Annotated in this window: 24 protein-coding genes; 12 read left to right on the top strand and 12 right to left on the bottom strand. The window is 58.9% G+C overall.

Annotation, left to right across the window (positions count from 1 at the left end):
• Positions 1-214: 214 nt before the first annotated feature.
• From LZP73_RS17445 to LZP73_RS17415, 7 genes are all read left to right on the top strand, one after another.
• Positions 215-649, top strand: a complete 435-nt coding sequence (locus tag LZP73_RS17445; RefSeq protein ID WP_234236229.1) for a hypothetical protein — start codon at positions 215-217, stop codon at positions 647-649.
• A 186-nt stretch (positions 650-835) separates the two neighbouring features.
• The gene (locus LZP73_RS17440) at positions 836-2,431 is read left to right on the top strand and encodes a DUF6622 family protein (protein ID WP_234236228.1); all 1,596 of its coding nucleotides are present in this window, start codon (positions 836-838) and stop codon (positions 2,429-2,431) included.
• A gap of 238 nt (positions 2,432-2,669) precedes the next feature.
• Positions 2,670-3,296, top strand: coding sequence for a hypothetical protein (locus LZP73_RS17435; RefSeq protein WP_234236227.1), 627 nt, complete (start codon positions 2,670-2,672; stop codon positions 3,294-3,296).
• Positions 3,297-3,397: 101 nt separating this feature from the next.
• Positions 3,398-3,916 carry a YdeI/OmpD-associated family protein gene (locus tag LZP73_RS17430; protein WP_234236226.1) on the top strand — a complete coding sequence of 173 codons (519 nt, stop codon included), beginning with the start codon at positions 3,398-3,400 and terminating at the stop codon, positions 3,914-3,916.
• Between the two features lie 197 nt (positions 3,917-4,113).
• Positions 4,114-4,635, top strand: coding sequence for a type II secretion system protein (locus tag LZP73_RS21450; protein WP_326490363.1), 522 nt, complete (start codon positions 4,114-4,116; stop codon positions 4,633-4,635).
• 284 nt (positions 4,636-4,919) lie between these two features.
• On the top strand, positions 4,920-6,980 hold the full coding sequence (fusA, locus tag LZP73_RS17420) for an elongation factor G (RefSeq protein WP_234236225.1): 2,061 nt from the start codon (positions 4,920-4,922) through the stop codon (positions 6,978-6,980).
• 142 nt (positions 6,981-7,122) lie between these two features.
• Positions 7,123-8,061 (top strand): DMT family transporter, encoded by a 939-nt coding sequence (locus LZP73_RS17415; RefSeq protein WP_234236224.1) that lies wholly within the window; start codon positions 7,123-7,125, stop codon positions 8,059-8,061.
• 13 nt (positions 8,062-8,074) lie between these two features.
• Here the strand turns inward: LZP73_RS17415 and LZP73_RS17410 are convergent, their stop codons facing one another.
• Together LZP73_RS17410 and LZP73_RS17405 are read right to left on the bottom strand one after the other, a co-directional pair.
• The gene (locus tag LZP73_RS17410; RefSeq protein WP_234236223.1) at positions 8,075-8,722 is read right to left on the bottom strand and encodes a DUF2959 domain-containing protein; all 648 of its coding nucleotides are present in this window, start codon (positions 8,720-8,722) and stop codon (positions 8,075-8,077) included.
• 59 nt (positions 8,723-8,781) lie between these two features.
• A complete protein-coding gene (locus LZP73_RS17405) occupies positions 8,782-9,009 on the bottom strand; it encodes a hypothetical protein (protein WP_234236222.1) in 228 nt (75 codons plus the stop codon).
• Between the two features lie 89 nt (positions 9,010-9,098).
• Here LZP73_RS17405 and LZP73_RS17400 point away from each other — a divergent pair, with 89 nt between their 5' ends.
• The 5 genes from LZP73_RS17400 (at position 9,099) to LZP73_RS17380 (ending at position 12,650) form a co-directional block, all read left to right on the top strand.
• The gene (locus LZP73_RS17400) at positions 9,099-9,977 is read left to right on the top strand and encodes a virulence factor BrkB family protein (RefSeq protein ID WP_234236221.1); all 879 of its coding nucleotides are present in this window, start codon (positions 9,099-9,101) and stop codon (positions 9,975-9,977) included.
• A gap of 39 nt (positions 9,978-10,016) precedes the next feature.
• Positions 10,017-10,955 (top strand): alpha/beta fold hydrolase, encoded by a 939-nt coding sequence (locus LZP73_RS17395; RefSeq protein WP_234236220.1) that lies wholly within the window; start codon positions 10,017-10,019, stop codon positions 10,953-10,955.
• 22 nt (positions 10,956-10,977) lie between these two features.
• Positions 10,978-11,415, top strand: coding sequence for a D-aminoacyl-tRNA deacylase (gene dtd / locus LZP73_RS17390; protein WP_234236219.1), 438 nt, complete (start codon positions 10,978-10,980; stop codon positions 11,413-11,415).
• A gap of 36 nt (positions 11,416-11,451) precedes the next feature.
• Positions 11,452-11,919, top strand: a complete 468-nt coding sequence (locus LZP73_RS17385) for a thioesterase domain-containing protein (protein ID WP_442800758.1) — start codon at positions 11,452-11,454, stop codon at positions 11,917-11,919.
• Between the two features lie 137 nt (positions 11,920-12,056).
• Positions 12,057-12,650 (top strand): FMN-dependent NADH-azoreductase, encoded by a 594-nt coding sequence (locus LZP73_RS17380; protein ID WP_234236218.1) that lies wholly within the window; start codon positions 12,057-12,059, stop codon positions 12,648-12,650.
• A gap of 67 nt (positions 12,651-12,717) precedes the next feature.
• Here LZP73_RS17380 and LZP73_RS17375 read toward each other — a convergent pair whose 3' ends face one another.
• From LZP73_RS17375 to LZP73_RS17330, 10 genes are all read right to left on the bottom strand, one after another.
• Positions 12,718-13,197, bottom strand: a complete 480-nt coding sequence (locus LZP73_RS17375; protein WP_234236217.1) for a GNAT family N-acetyltransferase — start codon at positions 13,195-13,197, stop codon at positions 12,718-12,720.
• A gap of 274 nt (positions 13,198-13,471) precedes the next feature.
• Positions 13,472-14,215, bottom strand: a complete 744-nt coding sequence (locus tag LZP73_RS17370) for a hypothetical protein (RefSeq protein WP_234236216.1) — start codon at positions 14,213-14,215, stop codon at positions 13,472-13,474.
• A gap of 31 nt (positions 14,216-14,246) precedes the next feature.
• Entirely contained in the window at positions 14,247-15,485 is a 1,239-nt protein-coding gene (locus LZP73_RS17365; protein WP_234236215.1) for a beta-ketoacyl-ACP synthase, read from the bottom strand.
• Between the two features lie 87 nt (positions 15,486-15,572).
• Positions 15,573-16,298, bottom strand: a complete 726-nt coding sequence (locus tag LZP73_RS17360; RefSeq protein ID WP_234236214.1) for a 3-ketoacyl-ACP reductase FabG2 — start codon at positions 16,296-16,298, stop codon at positions 15,573-15,575.
• Positions 16,299-16,377: 79 nt separating this feature from the next.
• Complete coding sequence (locus LZP73_RS17355) at positions 16,378-16,887, bottom strand: hotdog family protein (RefSeq protein ID WP_234236213.1); 510 nt, start codon at positions 16,885-16,887, stop codon at positions 16,378-16,380.
• Positions 16,880-18,073 (bottom strand): beta-ketoacyl-[acyl-carrier-protein] synthase family protein, encoded by a 1,194-nt coding sequence (locus LZP73_RS17350; RefSeq protein WP_234236212.1) that lies wholly within the window; start codon positions 18,071-18,073, stop codon positions 16,880-16,882. Before LZP73_RS17350 ends, LZP73_RS17355 begins: the two co-directional genes overlap by 8 nt.
• Before the next feature lie 38 nt (positions 18,074-18,111).
• Complete coding sequence (locus LZP73_RS17345) at positions 18,112-18,801, bottom strand: DUF3261 domain-containing protein (protein ID WP_234236211.1); 690 nt, start codon at positions 18,799-18,801, stop codon at positions 18,112-18,114.
• Complete coding sequence (locus tag LZP73_RS17340; RefSeq protein ID WP_234236210.1) at positions 18,798-20,084, bottom strand: NAD(P)/FAD-dependent oxidoreductase; 1,287 nt, start codon at positions 20,082-20,084, stop codon at positions 18,798-18,800. The genes LZP73_RS17345 and LZP73_RS17340 overlap by 4 nt, the downstream gene beginning before the upstream one ends.
• Positions 20,072-22,546, bottom strand: coding sequence for an MMPL family transporter (locus LZP73_RS17335; protein WP_234236209.1), 2,475 nt, complete (start codon positions 22,544-22,546; stop codon positions 20,072-20,074). Before LZP73_RS17335 ends, LZP73_RS17340 begins: the two co-directional genes overlap by 13 nt.
• Positions 22,543-23,349, bottom strand: a complete 807-nt coding sequence (locus LZP73_RS17330) for an outer membrane lipoprotein carrier protein LolA (RefSeq protein ID WP_234236208.1) — start codon at positions 23,347-23,349, stop codon at positions 22,543-22,545. The genes LZP73_RS17335 and LZP73_RS17330 overlap by 4 nt, the downstream gene beginning before the upstream one ends.
• Positions 23,350-23,359 lie beyond the last annotated feature (10 nt).

Genomic DNA, 23,359 nt, shown 5'->3' with positions numbered 1-23,359 from the left:
TATCCCTCTTCGATTTGACAATAGTGTTACAGAGGACATGCAGCAACAGGGCATTATCAACGGCGGCATTTGCAAGAATGCATGCGTGTTTAGCCTGAACGTATGGCACTAAACCGAACTTAATGCTTCCCACAACAGCAGCTTGTGATAACTTGGTTTGCATCGGACATAATGTGTATATGCGCACTATATAAAATATTAGGTGTATGAAGCTATGAGGTTCATAAGAAAACTTTTCGGTTTTAAAGAACGCAAACCCAAGCCAAGGCTTTTCCATGATTATTTTGGGTTGATCCAGTACAACGACGACTCTAAAGATTGGGAAACTGTAGAAAATGAAATTTACTATGGGGGAATCTCAGGGGGTGAAACAGGGCCATTAGATAAATCAGTAAAAGCCATTAGACATAAAATAGAAAATATCGATAAATATTGGGGTGTGTGTGAAAAAGACTTGCGCTTTATAGCTGAATCATATGATTCCATACCTAAAGGGATGCAAATAAATGAACTCTATAAAATTGCAGCCTTATGCCTATATAGCGATTACTGGGAAATTTGTTTCGAAACTTACGATAAGTATAAGTGGTTATATGTAGGAATGCAGTTCGAGGGAGATACGCTTGTATCAAATACAATTGACACCTAACTAATAATTGTAGCCGCCCGCAAGCTGACCGGGACCTCTGCTGCTACGCAGCTTCGGCCCTGAATTTGGCGTTAGCTATCACATGAAGCGAGCGTCGAGGGTCTTGGGCTCATATGTAACAAGGCCGCGTCGGCAAGGCGTGGCAATAGTCTGCTCGTGTTGGTGCTGTTGTATTAAGGACGATGAATGAAAAAAATGCTCTCGCTGCTGCTATTGAACCTGCTGCTGACTCCCCTGGTGTCGATTGCCGATGATTTTCCGGTTCATATGGAGGCGATGGATATGGGAGTGCTGACGACCGGTCGCCCGGGGAAAATCAACCTCTGGTATCCGCAGGGTCTAGAGCGCAGCAATAATTGTCTCGAACGCAAAACGCCCCTGTGCCTGGCCGATTCGGCCGTTACCCGTAAGGTGGTGGTGTTTTCCCATGGCGCCATGGGGTCGGCCCAGGAATATTCCTGGCTGGGCGAGAGTCTGGCGGCGGCCGGATATATTGTGGTTGGGGTGAATCATTACGGCGAGTCGCCAGTTTACGGGAAGGAGACTCAGGACTCGCGCAGTAGCGCGCTCACCTGGCAGCGACCCCAGGATATTTCGGCGCTGTTGGATCGCTTGGCGAACGCAAATATTTTCCAGAAGCCGGTGGATTGGAACAGGGTCATCGCCATAGGCCATTCTGCCGGTGGTCAGACGGTGGCCCTGCTGGCGGGGGCCAGATTTGATCTGCACCGACTCACCGAATACTGCAATTCAGCCAAGGCTCAGGCGGATCTTTCCTGCCATTACGGCCGCGACCGCGCCAGTGCGCCCGAAGCATTCATTGCTTTGTTCAATGCTGACTATCAGGACGCCCGCATAAGAAAACTCATTCTGTTAGACCCGGCGCTGGGTTCTGCCTTGCAACAGGATTCCCTGCGCGGCATGGCGCTGCCCAGTCTGATTGTGGGGGCAAGTCACAACGATTTCCTGCCTTGGGCGGCGCACGGTCAGCGCTATGCCGCTGCTATCCCCAACAGTCACACCATGTTACTCCAAGGTCAGGAGGGGCATTTCATTTTCCTGGACTCCTGCGAGCATAAAGTGAAGGTGATGGGGGTGGCGCTGTGTGCAGACAAACCCGGCGTAAACCGCAAGGCGGTGCAACAGAAGCTGATTCGGAAAATAGTGGATTTTGTACGCCTGGATAACGAGCCAGTCTCTGTGATGCAACATGCAAATGTTCTGCGGCACAGCCAAGCCACCTTCAGTCATGACAGCAGCTTGTCGCAAATTTTGCTCTACACCCCGCGCTGGGTTTTTGCTTTGTTGGCCATCCTCTGCGTGTTTGGATGGATGCAGACGCGTACCCGCCGCGTCTCGGTGGCGCTGGCGCTGTTTTTGCCCGCCGCCATGCTGGTGCTGTCCCTGACAGGTGTGTTGCGCTATTTTGGCTGGCATTGGCCTGCGCTGGCATGCTGGCTGTTGGGCATGAGTCTCCTGGCTGCACTGTGTCTTAAGTGGATGGGGGCGGGCATCGCCAGCTATGAGGCCGGCAGCCGTAGTTTGCTTATCAATGGCAGCTGGATGCCCATGCTGGTTATTCTGGCCATTTTCATAACGCGCTACGCCGTGGGTGTGGCCAACGCCATGTCGCTTGAAATAGCGCAGGCAGGGTATTTCCCCTGGGGAGTGAGCCTTCTTCTAGGCGCGTGGAGTGGATTCTTTTTGGCTCGTGGAGCTATTTTCTGGCGCACGAAGCAATTGGGCGAATCACCCCGCCGGCCTCTGCCAAGTGATATCTAACAACCAAGGATAGGCTGCTTCGATTTGGCACTAGTGTCACTGAGAAAATGCAGCAACAGGCATTAGCAACGTCGGCATCCGCAAATGCACATACACATGCGCGTTTAGCCGGAAGGTATGATGTTTGATTCGAATCTAATGCTTTACACAACAGCAGCTTGTGATAACTTGGTTTGCATTTGACAAAGGTACATCTGCGCCTGCGCGCGATTGAAATGTTAGCAGTACAAGGAAAATTATGAGTACGGTTGATTATTCTAAATACTCTGTCGAGGAGTTGCTTGACGTACAAGCCCACATATCTTCAGATTCGCCAAACTATCAGGCGCTAATGGCAGAGCTTGATGCTAGAAAAGAGAAAGTTGATGAGTTTGCTCAGCAACAAGAGCGGCAGGTATTTTCGATAGCAGAAAATAGAGTGAAAATTATCGGCTATTTCCAGCTGGCAGCTGCGGCAGTAATGCTAATCATGTTCATTCTGATAGTGATTGATGGTTCAGTGACCTATTTAAGCGCTTCAATAGCTATTGTTGCGATAGCATTGAACACAGTTGCCGGTTATACAGCAATAAAGGAAATGTATGACAAATATTGGATTTCGATACTAAATCAATTGATTCAAATTCCTGGATTGGCTATTGGCTCGGTTAAGGCTGTTTATTCAGGGTTAGGTGGCTTCTATCTTTACATAAACTGGACTCATGAAATTCAGCTTGGTTTTTCCGCATATTTTTCACCTGGATTTTCATTTTTTAAATACATGGGTAATTCACCAGATCAATATATCAGAATAGATATACTTGCCTTGGTTTTTTTAGGCGCACTATTAACTGTGAGTCAGGTTAAAGGTGCAGCTAACAAGTAAATGCATCCGGCGCCAAACGGCGGTACGGCCGATTAGGGCTTTAGTCGCACTTAGAACGGAGGGAACTGGATATGGTGCAACAAGAGACAAGATCGCAATTCATGGCTCGGCTGCTTCGCCCCAAGGCGGCAGACGGCAGCGGCTGGGCCTTCATAGTTCTGCCCCATGAGGCGAGTGCCAAATTGCCGCGGCGCGGGCGCATGACGGTATCGGCGGCGATTAACGGCCACAGCTTCGAGGCCTTGCTCGAGCCTGATGGACAGAAGAGTCACTGGCTGCGCATCGATGCCGCCCTGCTTGAAGTCTCAGCCGCCAGGATGGGGCATGAGGCAGAGTTCGAGATTGCGGCCTTGGCGCAGGAGCCTGAGCCGCAAGTGCCAGGCGATCTTGCCCTGGCGCTGCAGGCTGCACCCGAGTCCAGGGCGACCTGGGATGCCACCACGACCCTTGCCCGGGTCGATTGGATCCATTGGATCACGTCCGCCAAGCAGGCGAAGACGCGCACCAAGAGGATCCTGGATGCGTGCGACATGCTGGCCTCGGGCAAGAAGAGGGTTTGCTGTTTCGATCCTTCGGGTTTCTACAGCAAGGCTTTCTGTACGCCCGAAACCGCGGATTAGCAGAAGCAGAGGCACTGGCAGCGGCGGCCTTAGGCTATAGCCGCCTTCCCCAGATACAGCTGCCTGGCCATGAGTCGGGTGCCCGCTGAATTGCCATGGCCGGGATTTTTCAGTAGACTCGCGCCCGAACGGGTGGCAGAGACCTTTATCGCGTTTTTTTCACTGTAAGCAGCATAATCTAAGGCAAAGGAGCCAAGATGGAGGCAAGGTTCAACAAGGGCTTTACCCTGATCGAACTTGTGGTTGTCATCATAATACTGGGGATCCTGGCCGTGGTTGCCGTGCCCAAGTTTGTCAATCTCAGAGACGATGCCACCAGACAGGTGTTCGAAGCCGAGTTTGCCGCCTTCGAGAGTGGCGTCAAACTCTACCACACAGGCTGGTTGGTCAAGGGCCACAGCGAGGCGATCGATAACTTGAGCAGTTTTGGGGACGGCGATGTCGATTCTAGCGCCACCGGCTGGCCCTATGCCACCGAAGGCAAGGATACAGTGCTGTTCGATGCCTGTCGCCAGCTCTGGCATGGGGTCACCAACACAGATCTCAGCATAGATTATGTGGCGGATGCCGATCTGCTAAGCACGAAAGTCGATATCGCCTACACCTACTACAGCTCTCCGCGCACCTGTATCTACCGTGTCGTGGATTTCATCCAGAGGGCCCAACCCAGGCTCACCATGAAATACCAGGTCGATACCGGCTCGGTGCAGATAGATTAGCAAGCCAGGGCCCGGCCCTGCCGCATGGTGTCCGGCCCAAGGGCCGCGCCGCCGTTTCTTGGGTTGCTTATCCCCCCAGCGACTGGCACTTTGATTCCAGGCCATATTTTCTGTTACCCCCCGCGGGTTTATGACTAAGCTTTATGTGTCATGAACATCAAACACCAAATACCAAACATCTACGCCAGTGATAGTCTCAAGCAGGCATGAAACCAACATGGGCCTGACGCTGGCCGGCATGGGCTATGGCTGAGCCATGCATTTAGCTAAGGGGGAGGGCGGCTATGGCCGATTTTACCACAGAGCAGATACGCAACCTGGCGGTGCTGGGGCACACGGGGGCGGGGAAGTCGTCGTTGCTGGAGGCGCTGCTGTTCCAGGCCCATGAGATACCCCAAATGGGCAGTGTGGATAAGGGCACCAATCATGCGGATTTCACCGCCCAGGAACAAGAGCATAAGCATAGCCTGGAACCCGCCTTCCTCAGCCTGAATATCGATGAGCATCAGATCAATCTGATAGATACCCCGGGATTGCCGGATTTCTTCGGCCGCGCCTTATTGCCCCTGCCAGGGGTCGAGTCCGTGCTCTTGGTGATCAATGCCAATACCGGCATAGAGCCCATCACCCAGAGAAGCTTCGAGGCGGCCAGGGCCCAGGGCAAGGTAGTGCTGATAGTGATCAATCACATAGATGGCAATGGCGACAAGCTGCCGGCCCTGGTCGCGGATATCCAGCGGCGTTTCGGCAACCGCTGTCTGCCGGTGAACTTGCCCAGGCGCGATCTGGAACGAGTGATAGATTGCTACCTGCATCCGCCACAGGAGGCCGCCGGCGAGCCGCTGTTTCACAGCCTGAGCGCGGCCCGAGATGAATTGGTCGATACCGTGCTGGAAGAAGACGAAGCCCTGATGGATCTGTATCTGGAACAGGACGAGTCCCTGGATGCCGAGCAGCTGCATACGCCCCTGGAAACCGCGCTGAGGCTGGGGCATCTGGTTCCTGTGTGCTTCACCAGCGCCGGGACTCAGGTGGGCGTCGCCGCCTTGCTCGAGCTCATCATGGCGCTATGCCCGAATCCCTTGGAGGCCAATCCGCCGCAGTTCATGCGCGGCTCGGGTGCCGATGCCAAGCCTGTGACTGTGAGCCGCTCGCCGGACGATCATGTGCTGGCCCATGTGTTTCGGGTGGCGATAGATCCCTTCTTCGGCCGCATGGGGGTGTTCAGGGTGCATCAGGGCACGATTCAGCTCGGGATGAAGTTGCTGATAGGCGATAGCCGCAAGCCCTTCAAGGTGACGGGCCTGTTCAAGCTGCAGGGGGATAAACAGTTGCCCGTGACCCGCGCCGTGGCGGGCGACATCTGCGCCCTGTCCAAGATAGACGAGCTGCAGCCGGGAGCCGTGCTGCACGATTGCCACGAGGAAGACGAGTTTCATCTGCCCGATCCCATGCTGCCGCAACCCATCTTCGGCCTGGCGGTGTCGGCCAAGCGGCGCGGCGACGAGCAGAAACTGGCCGAAGTGCTCAACAAGTTGGTGGTGGAAGATCCCAGTCTGAACGTCACGCGCAGCGAGGCCGAGGGACAGACGATATTGCAGGGCCAGGGGGATCTGCATCTGCAGATAGCGCTGGAGAAGGCGCACTCTGTCTATAACCTGGATCTGGACACCGCCGTGCCTGCGGTCGCTTACCGCGAGACCATTACCCAACTTGCCAGGGCGCGTTACCGCCACAAGAAACAATCTGGTGGTGCGGGCCAGTTCGGCGAGGTGGAATTGCAGCTCGAACCTTTGCCGCGCGGGGCCGGCTTCGAGTTCGTCAACAAGGTGGTTGGCGGCTCGGTGCCGGGGCAGTACATACCCGCGGTAGAGAAAGGGGTGAAGGAGGCCATGAATGCCGGGGTGTTGGCCGGCTATCCCATGCAGGATATCCGGGTGTCCCTGCTCGATGGCAAGCACCACAGCGTCGATTCTAAGGAGATCGCCTTCGTGATGGCGGGCAAGAAGGCCTTCATGGATGCGGCCAGGCTGGCATCTGCCGTGATCCTCGAGCCCATAGTGCAGCTGCAGGTCTGTGTGTCACAGGATCATGTCGGCGATATCACAGGGGATATCAGCGCCAATCGTGGCATCATCTGTGGGACCCAGGCCCTGACGACGGGCAAGGTCGAAGTGGCTGCCGAGGCGCCGTTGGCGACGGTGGAGGACTACTCGACCCGGCTCAAGTCGATGACGGGCGGCGACGGTCAGTTTGTCATGGCATTCAGACGTTACGAGGCTGTGCCTGACTATGTGCAGAAGACCCTGATAGCCGAGGCCAGCGCCAAGGCAAGCGCGTCATAGCAGAACGGCTCATAGCAAGCCATCTTATGGTAGATGGACTCCTCTGCTTCACTCCGTTAGCGGCTTGGATGACCAGGCCAATAGCGTGAATTAGAGTGGGATACAGCATCCCTATGGGTAACCATCTTTGCGAGTGAAGACCATGACAGCCTCAATGCAGAGCCGCTTCAAACTCTTTGGCCTGACCTTGGTGACCCTGCTGGCCTTTGCCGGTAATTCGCTCTTATGCCGGCAGGCGCTCGCCCATACCGGCATGGACGCCGCCAGCTTCACCTCGGTTCGCCTCCTGTCCGGTACCCTGGCCTTGCTGCTCATCTGCCGGGTCACCTCTCGTCCCTACAGAGGGCAGGGCAACTGGATCTCGGCGGCGGCCCTGTTTGGCTATGCCGCCGGCTTCTCATTCGCCTATCTGGCCTTGCCGGCCGGTGTCGGTGCCCTGTTGCTGTTCGGTGCCGTGCAGACCAGCATGATAGGCTACGGCTGCTGGCGTGGCGAGCGGCTGGCGGCGGTGCAGTGGTTGGGGTTGTTGCTGGCGTTCGCCGGCCTGTTGGGACTCTTGTTGCCCGGCGCCGCGGCGGCACCATTACCGGCCTCCCTGCTGATGTTGTTTGCCGGGGCGTCCTGGGGCCTGTATTCCCTGCGTGGCCACAGCGCGGCTAACCCTGCAACCGGAGCCGCGAATGGCAGCGGCAAGGCCATCTCGCTGACCGCAGGCAATTTTCTGCGCACCTTGCCCTTTACCTTGGTCTTGAGCGCCTCGGTCCTGCTCGCGAGTGCCTTCGACATGGGCCGGCTCTCGATGCCCCCGGCCGGGCTGGCCTATGCCGTTGCCTCCGGCGCCCTGGCATCGGGTGTGGGCTACGCCATCTGGTACAGCGTCCTGCCCTATTTGAAGGCGGCCCAGGCGGCCACAGTGCAATTGAGTGTGCCCGTGCTGGCGGCCTTCGGCGGCGTGCTGCTGCTCGATGAGCACGTTTCCCTGCGTTTGCTGCTGGCGTCCGTTGCCATCCTTGGCGGTGTGGCCCTGGTGCTGCTGGAAGCCAAGCCTAAACCTGAACCCAAAGCCGGTCCAGGGAGCTAGGCCCGGGCGCCGGCTATTCGCCTTCCAATGAGGCGATGAACTTGTTGGACTCGGCGATGGACTTGTTCATCTCCTTGATGAGCCCTGAGATATCGGTTTTCAGGCTGGCGAACTCGCCCTTGATGGCACCTATGGCCTGGGCGTTGAGGTTATGCTTCAGGTACAGCATGTTGTCTTTCATGGCCGTCAGGATCGGCGGCATCTTGGCTTCGGCGCGGCGCATGCTGCCCAGGAGCTTCTGGTAGGATCTACGGGTGGCCTTGAGCTTGGTTTCGCTGCTGCGGCGCAGGCTGGCCTTGCTGATCTCGCCGATTTCGGTTTGCCATTCCTCGAATAAGGCCTCGGCAACGTCTTCGACCTTGTCTATGCGTTTGCTGACCTCGTCGGCCGCATCCTGGGCCGATTCGTACTCGTCCTTGGCCTTGTTGTAGGCTTGTTCCAGGTCGCCGCCATCATGACTGAGCAGGGCCTGCATTTCCGCCAGCGCCGAGCTGAATTGTTCCTGCGCCTCCTGTTGGGATTCCTTGGCGTCTTTTACCCTGTCGACCATGATGTCGCGCTTGTGGTAGCCGACCTTTTCCATGGCGCCATAGTAGGCGCTCTGGCAACCGCCGAGCAGCAGGCTGGCCGTGACCAGCATCAGGGAGAGTGTATTTTTCATGAGTGAGTCCGTGTTAAGTAATGTTTGCTGTGATAGCCGAAGGCGCGTGCGCCAGGCTGTCAGTCGGCCTTGAAGGTGGCCGCATCTATAATGCTCCACAGGTGGACTATGCCGGCTATGATGGCCGGGACTACCAACCACCACAGTGCATAACCGACGACAGTGATGACGAAGAACAGCAGTGCGGCCAGGATACGCCCCTGCACCAACTGGCCTAACCCGGGGAAGAAAAAACTCGCGATGGCGGCAATCACGTTGCCGGTCGATCCTTGTCCTTGTTGAGACATCAATTCACTCCTGAGACTTGTACATTTTAGCCGATAGGCTTTATTGTACGAAGATACCCATGCAGCAGCCATTCAATCAAGAGAAACCCGTGATAAAAAAGATAGATATAACGCATTTCCGTTCCTTCTCCCTGGGTGTCTGGTCGTTTCTGCTGCACCTGAAACAACGCCTGCATCAGGATCAGATCAACATTCGCGCCGGTCACCTGGCCTATGTGACTCTGTTGTCCCTGGTGCCCATGGTGGCCGTGACCATGTCCATGTTGTCTGTCTTTCCCGTGTTCAAGGGGATCCGCGGTCAGATAGAAGCCTTCGTCTACAATAATTTTCTGCCAGCCGCCGGCGACACTGTGCATCTCTACCTCAATGAATTCGTCCACAACGCCTCCAAGGGCACGGCGGTGGGGATAGGCTTTCTGGTGGTGGTGGCTATCATGCTGATTTCCGCCATCGACAAGTCGCTCAACAATATCTGGCGTACCAAGGAAAAACGCCAGGCCGTGGTGTCTTTCTCCATGTATTGGATGGTGCTCACCCTGGGGCCCGTGCTGGTGGGCGCCAGCCTGGTGGCGACCTCCTATCTGGTATCGCTCAAGTTATTCGACCAGGAGGCGCTGTCGGGGCTGATGCCGCTGCTGGTGGCGCGACTGCCACTGTTGTTTTCGGTCGCGGCCTTCCTGCTGCTCTACATGGTGGTGCCGAATCAGAAAGTCAGATTTCTGCATGCCCTGCTCGGGGCCCTGGTGGCGGCGCTCCTGTTCGAGGCCGGCAAGCGGGCCTTTGCCCTGTATGTGACCCAGTTTCCCAGTTATGAGGCCATCTATGGCGCGTTGGCGACCATTCCCATCCTCTTCGTCTGGGTCTATCTGTCGTGGATCATAGTGCTGCTGGGGGCGGAAATTACCGCCGCCTTGCCCGAATATCTGGATGGCGCGCCGGCCGCCGCGGCCCCCTCAGATGAGGTCTGATTCCGGACTCCGCCGGCATCTGCGCCTGGGGCCGAGCGCATGACGGCGAGCCTGATACGGCGCGACTGGTTGGCCGTGGGTGAGGGCCATGAGCTGCATCTGGCTCAGTATGGTAATCCCAAAGGGGTGCCCTTGCTCTACCTCCATGGCGGCCCGGGGGCGGGCTGCTCTGTGGACGAGCTGAGCCTGTTCGATGGCCGCCGCTTTCGTATCCTTTTGCTGGATCAGCGTGGCGCCGGCTTGTCCCGCCCCGGTGGCGAGTTGGCCCACAACGACCTGGAGGCGTTGTTGGCCGACATCGAGAAGGTGCGTCTCTGGCTGGGGTTGCGGCGTTTATGCCTGGTTGGCGGCTCATTCGGGGCGACGCTGGGGCTGATCTACAGTGGCCGTTACCCGGACAGGGTGCAGGCCCAGGTTTACTGGGGACTGTTTCTGCCATCACAGGCCGGCCTGGAGTGGCTCTATGGCCATGAAGGCGCCGCGGCCCGCTTCCCCCAGGCCTACGGGGCGCTGCTGGGAGAGTCGGATTGTGACTCGGCCGCGGCCCTGATTGCCCATTACTATGCCGGCGTGACGCGAGCCGCCGCCGACACGCGCCTGGCCTATGCCAGGCGCTGGCTCGAGTGGGAGTTGGCGCTGGCGCTGCCCGGCGCGGTCGTGCCGCGTTCTCTGCTCACCCAGGCTCGAGCCCAGGCACTGGCGCGTATCGAGCTGCACTTCGCCCATCAGGGGTATTTTGCCGCCAACGAGCACTTGTTTGAGGTCTGGGCCGGGATAAGGGCCCAGACCCAGATACTGCAGGCCAACCAAGACTGGGTATGCCCCCAGCACCTGGCGCGGCAGTTTCAGCGGCTGATGCCGCAGCCGCGGATAAGCTACCGTGAGGTGGCGGGGCATCACCTGCTGGCAGACAACTTGACTCAGCTGCAGGTGCGGGCGGCGATAGCCGCCATGGAACTGGACAATTTTGTGCCTTAGGCAACCGAGAGGAGAAACGAGTTTGATAGCCTTGATACAGAGAGTCAGCCGCGCCAGGGTCACGGTCGATGATGAAGTTACCGGCGCCATTGATAGGGGACTGCTGGTGCTCCTGGGCGTCGAGCGTGACGACAATCTGGAGAAGATGGAAAAGCTGGCGACCAAGGTCATGAGCTACCGGGTGTTCGCCGACGCCGGCGGCAAGATGAATCTCAATCTGCAGCAAGTGGGTGGCCAGCTGTTAGTGGTGTCGCAGTTTACCCTGGCGGCCGACACGGGCCGTGGATTGAGACCGAGTTTTTCCGGCGCGGGCACGCCGGAGCAGGCATTGCACTTGTATGAAGCCTTCGTGGCTTATTGCCGCCGCCAGGGCATAAGCACAGAGACGGGGCGCTTCGGTGCCGACATGCAGGTCGAGCTGGTCAACGATGGCCCTGTGACCTTCCAACTGCAGGTCTGAGTGGATGAGCACGCGTCCAATGGCCATTAACAAGAGATGAGCAAGCATATGGATCCCCAAGATTATCCCGAGCTGCTGGAACGACTGCGCCGCACCTGGCATGACACCATTCCCGTGAGTGAATTCATGGCGATACGCCCCTCGGCGTTCGATGGCAGGTCGTTGATGGTCGAGGCACCGCTGGCGCCCAACATCAACCTGCATCAGACCATGTTTGCCGGCAGCATCTATACCCTGATGACGCTCAGTGGCTGGGGCATGCTGTGGTTGCAACAGCAGCTGGCGGGGGTCAGCGGCGATATCGTCCTGGCCGATGCCCATATACGTTATCTCGCGCCGGTCACGGGCAATCCCCTGGCCAAGGTGGCCTGGCCAGAGACAGGACAGGCGCCCTTGAGCCAGGGCCGCAAGGCCAAGGTCAAGCTGGAGGTCGAACTCTTCAGCGCCGACACCCTGTGCGCCCGCTTCAGCGGCCTGTACGTCAGCCTGCCGCCCAAGGTGTGAACTCATCCTTTCTATTTAATCGAAGCTAATAACAGATTTTATCCGCTATATTTCTTTTTTATAGGCTAATAAACTGGCGCCATCGAGTTGGGAATAGGCTTTCAACTCACTTGGATTTACATGCGGAGTTATTGATTATGTCTAAAGTATTAGTGTTGAAATCCAGTATCCTGGGTGATTATTCACAGTCTGCCCAGCTGGTGGAGCATCTGATCCAACATTGGCAGCAGCAGGGTGCCGAGATCACCACCCGGGATCTGGCAGCCGATCCCTTGCCGGTACTGGATGGGGAAATTGCCACCGGCTTGCGTGGCGGCGAAAATCTGACCCAGCGCCAGCTGAGTGCCCTCGCCTTGTCCGATACCCTGATAGGCGAACTCAAGGCACACGATACCTTAGTGATCACTGCGCCCATGTATAACTTCAGCATCCCGACTCAGCTGAAAAACTGGATAGATCTGATCGCCCGTGCCGGTGTGACCTTCAGCTACACTGAGAAGGGTCCCAAGGGGCTGTTGGAAGGCAAGCGCGCGGTCGTTATCACCACCCGCGGCGGCATGCATAAGGATGGCGCCTCGGACCACGTGGTGCCTTACCTGAAGACGGTACTGGGTTTCGTCGGCATCACAGAAGTGGAAACCGTTTACGGGGAAGCCCTGGCCATGGGCCCGGAAGCCAGCGAGAAAGCCCTGGCCGCCGCCAAGCAAGATTTAGAGCAAGTGCCTGCGTAACCAAAGCCCAATGGGCTCCTCGGGAGCCGAAAATAGACGCCTCATCCCAGCGGATCGAGGCGTTTTTTTATGTCTGGTCCGGGTGCATGGGTAGCAGCTGCCTGCTCATGAACAGGCTGTTGGGGTCAGGGCGATAGTCGCCGAAGGGCGGGCAGAACGCGAAGCCGTGTTTGGCATACAAGCTGCGCGCCGGCGCGAAAAACGCCATGCTGCCGGTCTCCAGGCTCAGGCGCTGTACGCCGCAGTTGCCGGCATCCGCTATCAGGTGCGCCAGCAAGCCGGAGGCCACGCCCCGGCGTTGGAAACGGCTCGCTGTGCGCATGGATTTGACTTCTGCATGCCCGGCGTCGAGCCGCTTGAGGGCAGCGCAGCCGGCCAGTTCGCCCCCTAACCATAGGGTCCAGAAACGTATTTCGGGACGGCGCAGCCCCTCGAGATCCAGGGCATGGACGCTTTCCGGGGGCGAGGTTGCGCGCATGTCGTCGAGATGCTCCTGCAAGAGGGCGGCGACTTCCGGGCCAGACAGATCGTCGAGTACAATTTTCATCTTTACCTCCCATGAAATAGCTCGGTATCAGAACCAGGACCAGAGCCCGGCACTGAGACTGAATGTTGCCAGGTGTCAGCAAGAGTCATGCCTGGTTGAGCCGCCGCGGCGGCGGGGGATTTCCAGGCGAGCCCAACCTAGGTTGCACCCTGAAGGTGCAAATGGGAGCCGGCATGCGCGCTTGTCGTGCGTTCGCTAGCGCCGAGATGCAGAGGTGTTGAGGGGGGAGGGAGTGGCTGTCGGGTTGGCGCCGGACCCGGGTCCGGCGCCTATATCAGTAATAGCTTTTCATGTATTTGGCGGCGTAGTTGCGCAGTTTCTTCTGTGGGGCGTTGGCGGCGATATCGGCAATCACGGGTCTGTATTTGATATTGCCCGAGCTGGCGAGGGCCTTGGCCATATGAGCGTAAGTGTCTATGGCGAGCTTGTCGTTGCTCAGCAGACGTTGGGCCTGCAGCTCTGAGCTCAGTTGCGAGAGCATGAAATCATCATACTTGCCTTCCTCCATGAGGCGTTTGGCGGCCATGCGCATGAGTTCCAGCTCGTTACTGTGCAGCGCATTGGCATACAGGTTATTGCTTTGGCTCTGGCCGGCATCATAGTGACTCTTGTCGGTCAGAATGGCGTTCCACACCTTGTACTGAGACAGGTTAGCGCGCGCCTGCTTGGCGTACTTCCGCAGTTTCTTGGGGTAGCTGCCGTGGATAATGCTGTTGATGGTACCGAGATACTTGTCGTTACCCGAATAGGCCAGCCCCTTGACCAACCAGGCGCTGTAGTCGACGGCATTCTTGTCTGTCGCCTCCGGCAGTGAGGCTATCAACCTGGTTTCCAGGGCATCGAAGATGGCGGGATCCGACAAGCCAGCCATCGCCAGGGCTTCGATCGCTTGTTTCTGTCTGAATTGGCTGTCGCCCTGAAACACGGCGCGATAACTCTCGGGGGTGAATTCGCCGGCCGAGGCTTGAGGGCCGAACAGGCTGGCTGCCAGTAAGAGACTGGCGACGAATGACTTCATGTGAATGTCCTTATTATGAATGAAAGCTGTGTTAAGCGCTCCAGCGCTTGAATATCAGCGAAGTGTTGATACCGCCGAAGGCAAAATTATTGCTCATCACATGGTCAGTGTCCAGCCGGCGTATGCCACCGCGAATATAGTCCAACTCGGCACACTGGGGGTCCAGGTTATCCAGGTTCAGCGTGGGGGCGAACCAGCCCGCATGCATCATCTCTATGCTGAGCCAGGCTTCCAGTGCGCCACAGGCGCCCAGGGTATGGCCGGTATAACTCTTGAGCGAGGATATCGGCATATGGGCACCGAACACTGAATGGGTGGCCTGACTCTCGGCTATGTCGCCGCGTTCCGTGGCCGTGCCATGGGCGTTGACATAGCCTATGGCATCCGGCGACAGGTCGGCATCCGTCAGCGCCTGGCGGATGGCGATTTCCATGGTCTGGGCATTGGGTTGAGTGACATGCAAGCCATCCGAGTTGGTGCCGAAGCCGACGATCTCGGCGTAAATTCTGGCGCCGCGGGCCTTGGCGTGCTCCAGCTCTTCCAGCACCAGGGTGCAGGCACCTTCGCCTATCACCAAACCATCCCTGTCGCGGTCGAACGGACGCGGCGTCAGGCTGGGGGTGTCATTTTTGGTGCTGGTGGCAAACAGGGTATCGAACACCACTGCCTCTGTGGGGCAGAGTTCTTCGCCGCCACCGGCCAGCATCAGCATTTGACGCCCGTACTTGATCGCCTCGAAGGCGTAGCCTATGCCTTGGCTGCCCGAGGTGCATGCGCTGCTGGTGGTATGCACCCGTCCCTTGAGGCCGAAAAATACCCCGACATTGACTGCCGTGGTGTGGGGCATCATGCGTATATAGCTGGTGGCGGTAACGCCGGACATGTCGCCGTCCTTGAGCATGTTGCCGAAGGCGGTGATGGCGTCCGTGCTGCCGGTGGAGGAGCCGTAGGCTATGCCCATGGCACCCGAGGCGACGACAGGGTCGTCGAGCAGCCCAGCGTCGAGCAGCGCCAGCTCGCTGGCGCGGGTTGCCATGATAGAAACACGTCCCATGGAGCGGATCTTCTTGCGTGAGTAGTGTGCCGGCACCTCGAAATCCGTGATGGGCGCCGCCAGACGGGTATTCAGCCCCTGGTACATATCCCATTCCGGCATGCTGACCACGCAGTTGTGTTGGGCCTGTAGCCGCTTGGCTATGCTGGGCCAGTCATGGCCCAGGGCGCTGATGCCGGCCATGCCGGTGATCACTACACGTTTTGTTGCGCCCATGTCAGATCATGCCCCCGTTGACCGAGAATAATCGTTGCCGGGTGATGTGTGTAACAGGCATTGGCATGGAAAAAGGTGTGTTGAGTGTCATAGCATGCCTCCGTTGACCGAGATCACCTGGCGGGTAATATAGGCCGCATCCTCTGACATCAAAAAGCCTGCCAGGGCGGCTATTTCATTCGGCTTACCCATGCGGCGCATGGGCACCAGTTGTTCGACCATCTCCTTTGGGAACTCGGATACCATGTCGGTCTCGATAAGCCCAGGGGCGATGCAGTTGACTGTGATCTTGCGTTTCGCCAGCTCCAGCGACAGGGCCTTGGTGGCGCCTATGATGCCTGCCTTGGAGGCGCTGTAATTGACCTGGCCGCGGTTGCCCGCTATGCCTGAGACAGAGGCCAGGGTGATGATGCGTCCCCCCTTGCGCCCCTGGATCATAGGCATGACACAGGGCTGGATCACATTGTAGAAGCCGTCCAGGTTGGTATGGATCACGCTGTCCCACTCGCCTTCGGTCATCGCCGGAAAGGCGGTGTCGCGATTGATGCCGGCGTTGAGTATCACCCCATAATAGGCGCCGTTGGCGGCTATGTCGGCCTCGATGGCGGCCCGGACTGCGCCGCGGTCGGCGATATCGAACTGCAACAGGCTGACCTTGACCCCGATGGCGGTCAGCTCGGCGGCACAGGCATCTGCAGCCTGGCTATTGCTGTGGAAATGCAGCGCTATGTCCCAGCCGGCTTCGGCGAGCCTGAGGGCGATGGCTTTGCCTATGCCGCGGCTCGAGCCCGTGATTAATACCCTGTTTGTCATTATTATTCTCCGTAAATGTGGTTCTGGGGGGCGCACATGGGGCGCTAAACCCGTTAAAGCTTGTCTCGGCAGCGGGCCCTCATTGGGATGAAGGGGCTTGTTGTTCTGCCTGAGCCTCCTGAACGAAGGCCTGGGTGTCCTGGGGTTGGAATACGTTCACCTGGGCCGCCGCTACCCGGGTCTCGCCATGGTAGATCTCACAGTCGAATACCGCCAGCCCCGAGTCTTCCTGATACAGGCGGGTCACCCTGGTGTTGTAACTCTGCCCCAGTCGATAGGTGCGGGTAGCGAAGCTGAGCTTACGGCTGCCGAGCAGGAAGCCGACGCGCACAGTGTCGCCCCTGAGTTTGGCTTCTATGCCGGCCAGGGCGGCTATGCTCTGGGCCATATATTCTATGCCGACATAGTTGGGCACGCCCTGCAGCTGGTCATCGAAATAGGCGCTGTCCTTGCTTATCCGGGTTTCGGTGATCAGGGAATCCGGGCTGTGGGACACCAGGGCGTCGATCAGCACCATGGGTTGCCTATGGGGCACAAGTTCGGTGATCTGAAGCTGGCTCAGCTCCAGGGAGGTGAGGGGGCTAGGCATTGTTGACTCCGCGACAGAAGATCAGGCTGGCATTGCTGCCACCGAAGGCGAATGAATTACTCATCACATACTCGAGAGGGCCATGTTGGCCGGGCTGCACCAGTGGCAGGGCAGGATCCCGGCTGTCCTGTTGGCCATCCCACAGCTGAGGCGGCAAAGCATTCTGGCTGTTATGGGCCGACAGCAACAGGCAGCAGAAGGCGGCTTCTATCGCCCCGGCGGCGCCCAGTGCATGCCCCGTCAGCGGCTTGGTCGAGCTGCATGGCGGCAGGGTGTCGCCGAACACGGCCAGCAGGGCACGGCTTTCCATGGCATCGTTCTTTGGCGTGGCCGTGCCATGCAGGTTCACATAGCTGATGTCGGCCTGGGTCAGCCCTGCGTCCTGCAATGCCGCCGTCATGGCGGCAATGGCCCCCAATCCCTCTGGATGGGGGGCAGAAATATGGTAGGCATCGGCCGACTCGCCGACCCCCGCCAGCAGCAGGCTGCCGCTGCCGCGCTCCAGGGTGAACAGTGCCGCACCTTCGCCTATGTTGATGCCATCACGGTTGGCGCTGAAGGGTTGGCAATGGCCGCTGGAAACCGACTCCAGAGCCTGGAAGCCATTGAGTGTCAGCTGACATAGGCTATCGACACCGCCGACTATCACAAGATCGCATAAGTCGGCATTGAGCAGGCGGCGGGCGGCGGCAAAGACCTTGGCACTGGAAGAACAGGCTGTCGACAGGGTATAACTCGGGCCCGTCAGGCCAAAGTGCCGGCTGAGGAACTCACTGGCGCCGCCGAGTTCCTGCTGGTGATAATGATACGCCCCGGGAAAGACCCCATGTTGTTGGCGGTATTTCAATGCCGCCTCGCCACTGGCGATGCCCGAGGTGCTGGTGCCTATGACGACGCCGATCCGCTCGCCGCCGTACCTGCTCTTGGCATCCAAAACGGCCTGGGTGAGCTGTCCGGCCGCGCTCAGCAACATCTGGTTGTTGCGACAGTCGTATTGGGCCAGGGCTGCGGGGATCAGGGGTAAGGGGCAATCCACCTGGCCGACCAAAGCCGGGCCATCGAATAATAGATCCTCGCGCCAGCACATGGCGCTGTCATCGCCCTGGAGCAACCGGGCCAAAATTTGCTGCGGTTCCTGCCCCAAAGGGGTACACAATCCCATGTGGGTGATGGCTATCTGGGTCATAGTCTCATGTCCGTCGGCAAGCAGCCGCTATCTAACAATTAAAGGGGTTTGATATTCAGCGAAAACCCTGTCTCTGGCATCTGTAACTGCACCTGGGCCAGCCAGGGATCCCGGCGGTCGTAGCGTATGCTGAGCACTGGGGTGGCATTCGCTGCCGTCAGCGGCCCAGGATAGAGGTTGCGACACCAATCTGCGCCACAAGGGGCCGCGACCAGCACTCCGCCTTCGAGTCGCGGCGCCAGGCTCAGTTCGGGCCAATAGATGAGCTGCATCATGGCCAGCAGGTATTCGGCCTTGAATTGCTCCCCCAGCAGCAGGCTCTGACGGCTGCTTAGTGTAGTACCATCGTATTCCAAGGTAAACAGCGCCTGTCCCAGGGGGGCCAGCCCCACGACTGTCATCCTGGCCTCATCCAGCTCTATCTGGCTCAGCAACTCATGGGAGGCATCCTTGATGGCTATGGCGACCTTATAGGTGGCCGAGAAGGGGAGCGGCAGCTGTGAGACCTGCTGCTCGCCGCCGCTCCCGGGCGCCGCCTTGGTCTCGGGTGCCTGACGGTGTTTGGGCGCCGGCGGCTGCAGCTCTATGGGGGCCAGACAGTAATGAATGTCATGGCTCAGGCCGACACAGGTCTGGCGCAGCAGCAACTGGCTGCAGCCGCTCAACAGGAGTGCCGGCAACAGGGCCAGCAGGCACAGGAGTGTCTTGCGAGGCTGGGCAGGCATCATGAAGCCTCGGCCGCCTCTGCCTGACTCTGGCGGCAGATCTCTATCACAGTGTTGAGTCGGCGGCTGGACTCGCTGACGAAGGGATTGTTGGTGTCCCAGGCATAACCCGCCAGGATAGAGCAGATCATCTGCTTGATCTTGGGGTTGGGATCCGGGTGGAAGATCACCTCCTGGAAACTGCCGTCGTACCAGGCCTGGACATAGGTGCGGAAGGTATCGACTCCCTGCATCAAGGGCGCTGCATATTCGGCCTGCCAGTCGACAGCCTGTCCATCGAGTTGTTTGAGCACACACTTGACGGCCATGGAGGCCGACTGCATGGCTATGGTGACGCCTGAGGAGAAGACGGGATCGAGAAACTCGCCGGCGTTGCCCAGCAGGGCAAACTTATCCGTGGCGAGCTGGGTCACGTTGACCGAATAGCCCTGTAGGGTGCCGCACTCCTGTACCGGGCTGGCATTGGCGAGCAAGGCCCTGAGTTCGGGATCTTCCTTGACTATCGCCAGGAGTTTTTCCTCCAGGCTGCCTTCCAGGTGCGCCAGCAGCTGCGGCTCGGCGACCACCCCCAGGGAGCAGCGGCCGTTGCTGAAAGGGATCAACCAGTACCAGATGTCTTTCTGTTGCGGATGGACGCTGATCAATATCTTGTTGCGATCGAAGTCGGCGGCGTCGATCTTGTCCTCTATATGGGTAAAGATCGCCATGCGTGGCGGCAAGTTCGACGGTCGCTCCAGCCCCAGGAGCTTGGGCAGCACGCGGCCAAAACCACTGGCGTCCAGCACATATTGGGCCTCGAGCCGGTAACTCTGACCCTGTTCGTTGCGCACAGTCAGGGTCGGAGTGCCATCCAAGTCTATCTGCTCGACGGTCTCGCCATAGCGGATCTCAACCCCCTGGCTCTGGGCCGTGTCGGCGAGCAACTTGTCGAAGCCGGCACGCTGTACCTGGAAGGTGGTTCCCGGGCCCGGGGTGAACTTGTCCGTGAAGTTGAACTGGGTCGTCTGGCCGTCACGGCGGAAGGCGGCGCCATTCTTGAACTGGAAACCTGCGCCATTGACGGCCTCGAGCATGCCGGCTTCTTCGAGAAACTGCATGCAGCAGGGCAGCAGGCTCTCGCCTATGGAGAAGCGGGGGAAGTGTTGCTTCTCCAGCACCCTGACGCTCCTGCCCTGGCGCTGCAACAGGCTGGCGGCTATGGCACCGGCCGGCCCTGCGCCTATGATGGCGACTTCGACAGTTTCTGGGGTATGGCTCGATGCCTGGCTGGCCGTTAGTTTGGACATGAATTCACATTCCTGGTGACAGTGTTGATTAAAGGGGCTTGGATTAAGGGCGCTAATAGTAAAGTGCAGGCGATCCCCAGCGACAGGGTCAGGCCGAAGAAATGGATCGCCAGGGTCTGGCTGAAGGCCAGCAGTCCGAAGGCCAGCAGGGTCGAGCAGGCCGACATGAAGACAGCCATCATAACGGCGGCGCCCCGGTCGCGGTTTTCGGCGAAAAACAGGCTGTAGTCTACCCCTATGCCGAACACCAAGATGAGCGCCAGCGCATGGAATAGACTCAGAGGCGACCCCATGAGCCCGAGTGCGGCCAGGGTCAACAGGGCCGCGAGTGCCGGCACAGCCACCACCACACAGGCCAGCTTGAAACCGAACCTCAGGCTGAAGATCAGCGCCGCCATGAGCAGTGCCAGCCCAAGCCAGCCCAGCGTCAGGCGGCGGTACTGCCCCATGACGGCAGAAATTTGCGCCACCTTATCCACCAGTTGTACCTTGTCGTCATAGGCCAGTCTCTGTGTCAGCCCAGGCAGATCTGCTATGCCGCCGAGCATTATGATGGCGCCATATTCGCTGGTTTGCCCGGTCGCTGCGCTTGCCGGTGCCAGCCAGAGATCGGCGAGATCCTGGGCCAAGGGTCCATGCAGCAAGTCCAGGGGATGAATTTCCAGTCCGGCGGCATCCAGATACGCCTGGCGCAATGTCGGCAGCAGCGCGTCGGTCAATCCCAGGGCGTCGCCAATTTGCGGCAGATGTTGCAGGTAGATCTGCGCCTGCAGGGCGTAATTTTCCGCTTGTCTGGCGGTGCTCGGCAGGTAGGGGCTCAGGCTGACGAAATTGCCCAGTTCACCCGCGGCCAGCGCTTGTTCCAGCACTGGGGTCAGGTGCTCTAGTCTTTGCAGCAGCGCCTGTTCGCTGTCGGCCCTGGCGAGGATGAATTGATTGTCCGTGCCGCCACTGAGCAGGGTTCGCAGCCTGTCCTCCTCGGCGCCGAGTTCGGCCGGGCTCTGTTGCAGGTTGCGGATATTGTCGTCGCTGGCGAGGCGCGCCAGTCCAGAGCCGAGCAGCACCAGCAGCAGCAGGGCGGCGAGCCTTCTGGCTTTGGGCGCGGCACTTCCAGGAGTTGTCGTCCCGGATTGGAATAAGCCGAGGTAAGACTGCAGGTATCTTTGGGCCATCGCCAGCGGCTTATCCCCGGGCGGCAGGCGGCTGCCTGCCAGCAGGGGGTAGGCCAGCAAGAGGCAGAGGTAGGCACCGACCAGACCGCTGGCGCAGAAGATCGCCACCTGCTGCATGCCGGGGAAAGGCGTCAGGCCGATCCCCAGATAGGCCAGGACGCTGGTGAGCAGCGCCAAGCTCATGGCCGGGAAGATATGTCTGACGGTTGCCGCCGCACTCTTGTGCTGGTGTTGCAGGCGCTCGCAATAGTAGTGAAAGCTGTAATCTATGGCTATGCCTATGAGGCTGGTACCAAATACCAGGGTCAACAGGTGCAGTTCCTTGAATACCGCCAGGGTGCTGACGATGGCGAACAGGAGCCCTGAGCCTATGGTGAGCAGTGCCAGCAGCAGTGGCATCACGGAGCGAAATGCCAGCCACACCAGGAGTATCACCCCGACGAGCGATGCCATGCCTATGATGGAGATCTCCGCCTTGGCGCTCTGGGTCGCGGCCAAGGCATGGAATAGACCGCCGGCCTTGAGCACTTGTACATCCGGATAGGCGCCCTGCAGCCGGGTCAATGCTTGTTGCAGCGCGGCATTCTGTGCCTGCTGGGCATTGGGATTGAATACGCTCTGGCGTCCCTTGGCCATGATGATGGCGATGGAGTGCGCTTCCTTATGGGTCAGCAAGATCCCCTGTGACACCCCCAACTTGAGCCTGGGAGCCAATGCCTGCAGGTTTGCCGGGTAAAGCAACAGGGGGTCCTGTGCCAGCAAACCGCTGCCGGCATAACCGAAGGCACTGTAGGTCTGTTGCAATGCCTGTTGGAGCAGCTGCTCGAGTCCTTCGCCCCCGGCGCTTTGCAGCAGCTGTGTCTGCTCCCGGGTCAGCAGTTTGAATCTGTGGGGAAAATAGAAGCGGCTCAGGGCATCGCCGCTGTCGCTTGCGCCGCTGCGGATCTCGCTGAAAGGGTTGCTGGCACCCTGGGGGCTTTGTAACTCGCTCTGCAGCAGCTTGGCGGCGGCGATCGCCCGGGCATCATCCTTTGCCACCAGTGCCAGATAGAGGCGGTCGCTGAGCTTGCCCTCGACCCTGGCCAGGGCGCGTTCTGTCAGTGGGTCCTGCTGCAGCTTGGGCAACATGGCCAGTATGTCGCTCTGGATCTTGGCGCCATGGCTCCATAGCTGCCCGCCATAGGCAGCCATGAGCAAGAGCAGGCCGAGCCAGATGCCGAAACGCACTCTGGGGGAGATAGCGGCCAATTTGGTGCCGCAGGCCTCGATTGGGGAAGGGGAGCCGGTCATTGTGTCGGTTCTGCGAGCCTGTAGAGCGCAGTTTCATCCTCGGCCAGAGGTCCGGCACGCTGGGCACTGAATTCGATGCGGCTGAGGTCGCCGTTGTCACTCAGGAGCGTCAGGGCGTCGAGTTGCTTGTCGCCTTCGAGCACCATGGCGGCTATCGCCTTGGCGACCAGGGGATCTCTGGGGATGAGCCCGAGGCGCCAACCCGGGCTTGGCTCTGCTTCTGTCTCAGACGCGGTTGCCGCTTCCGGATGTTGCAGGTAGAGGGAGAAATGGCCGCTCAATGCCTGGATATCCCCGCTCAAGATCGCCAGCATCAGCTGCGGCAGCAACTGGCTGATGGCACCTGCGCCTTGGGCCTGGGTCGCATCTGACACCTGGAGTTTGCCCTGGCTATCCCTCTGTATCAGTTGTTTGTCCTTCAAGATCAACAGGGTGTCGAAGGGACGGGTTTGTTGCCAGACCAGGCCCTGGGTGCGATCGAAAATAAATTCCCCCCGGCTGAGCAAGGGTCGCTTCAATACCTTGAGGTGGCGGGCCTGGCTGAATTCACCGCGGACTGTATCCGGTAATTGCAGTCTTTGGCTCAGCCCCAGCAGGTCCGCGTCAGAGGCGGGCCGGGCAAACAGGGCGCGATAATCCGGGCCCGCGTCCGGGATTGAGGCCGGCGCCTCGGCCGTTGCCTGGGGGGCGGCATGCACCAGAGCCACAGGCGCCAGGCAGACGGCCATGCATGCCGGCGCCAAGTATCGCCTGGCGGTAACGGCTAAGCGGCATAGATAGAGAGGCTTAAACCACTGCAACATGGAGCATACC

Origin of the sequence: Shewanella sp. AS16, from assembly GCF_021412365.1 — a bacterium.
Lineage (GTDB): Bacteria > Pseudomonadota > Gammaproteobacteria > Enterobacterales > Shewanellaceae > Shewanella > Shewanella salipaludis.
This window is presented reverse-complemented; position numbering and strand designations above follow the sequence as displayed.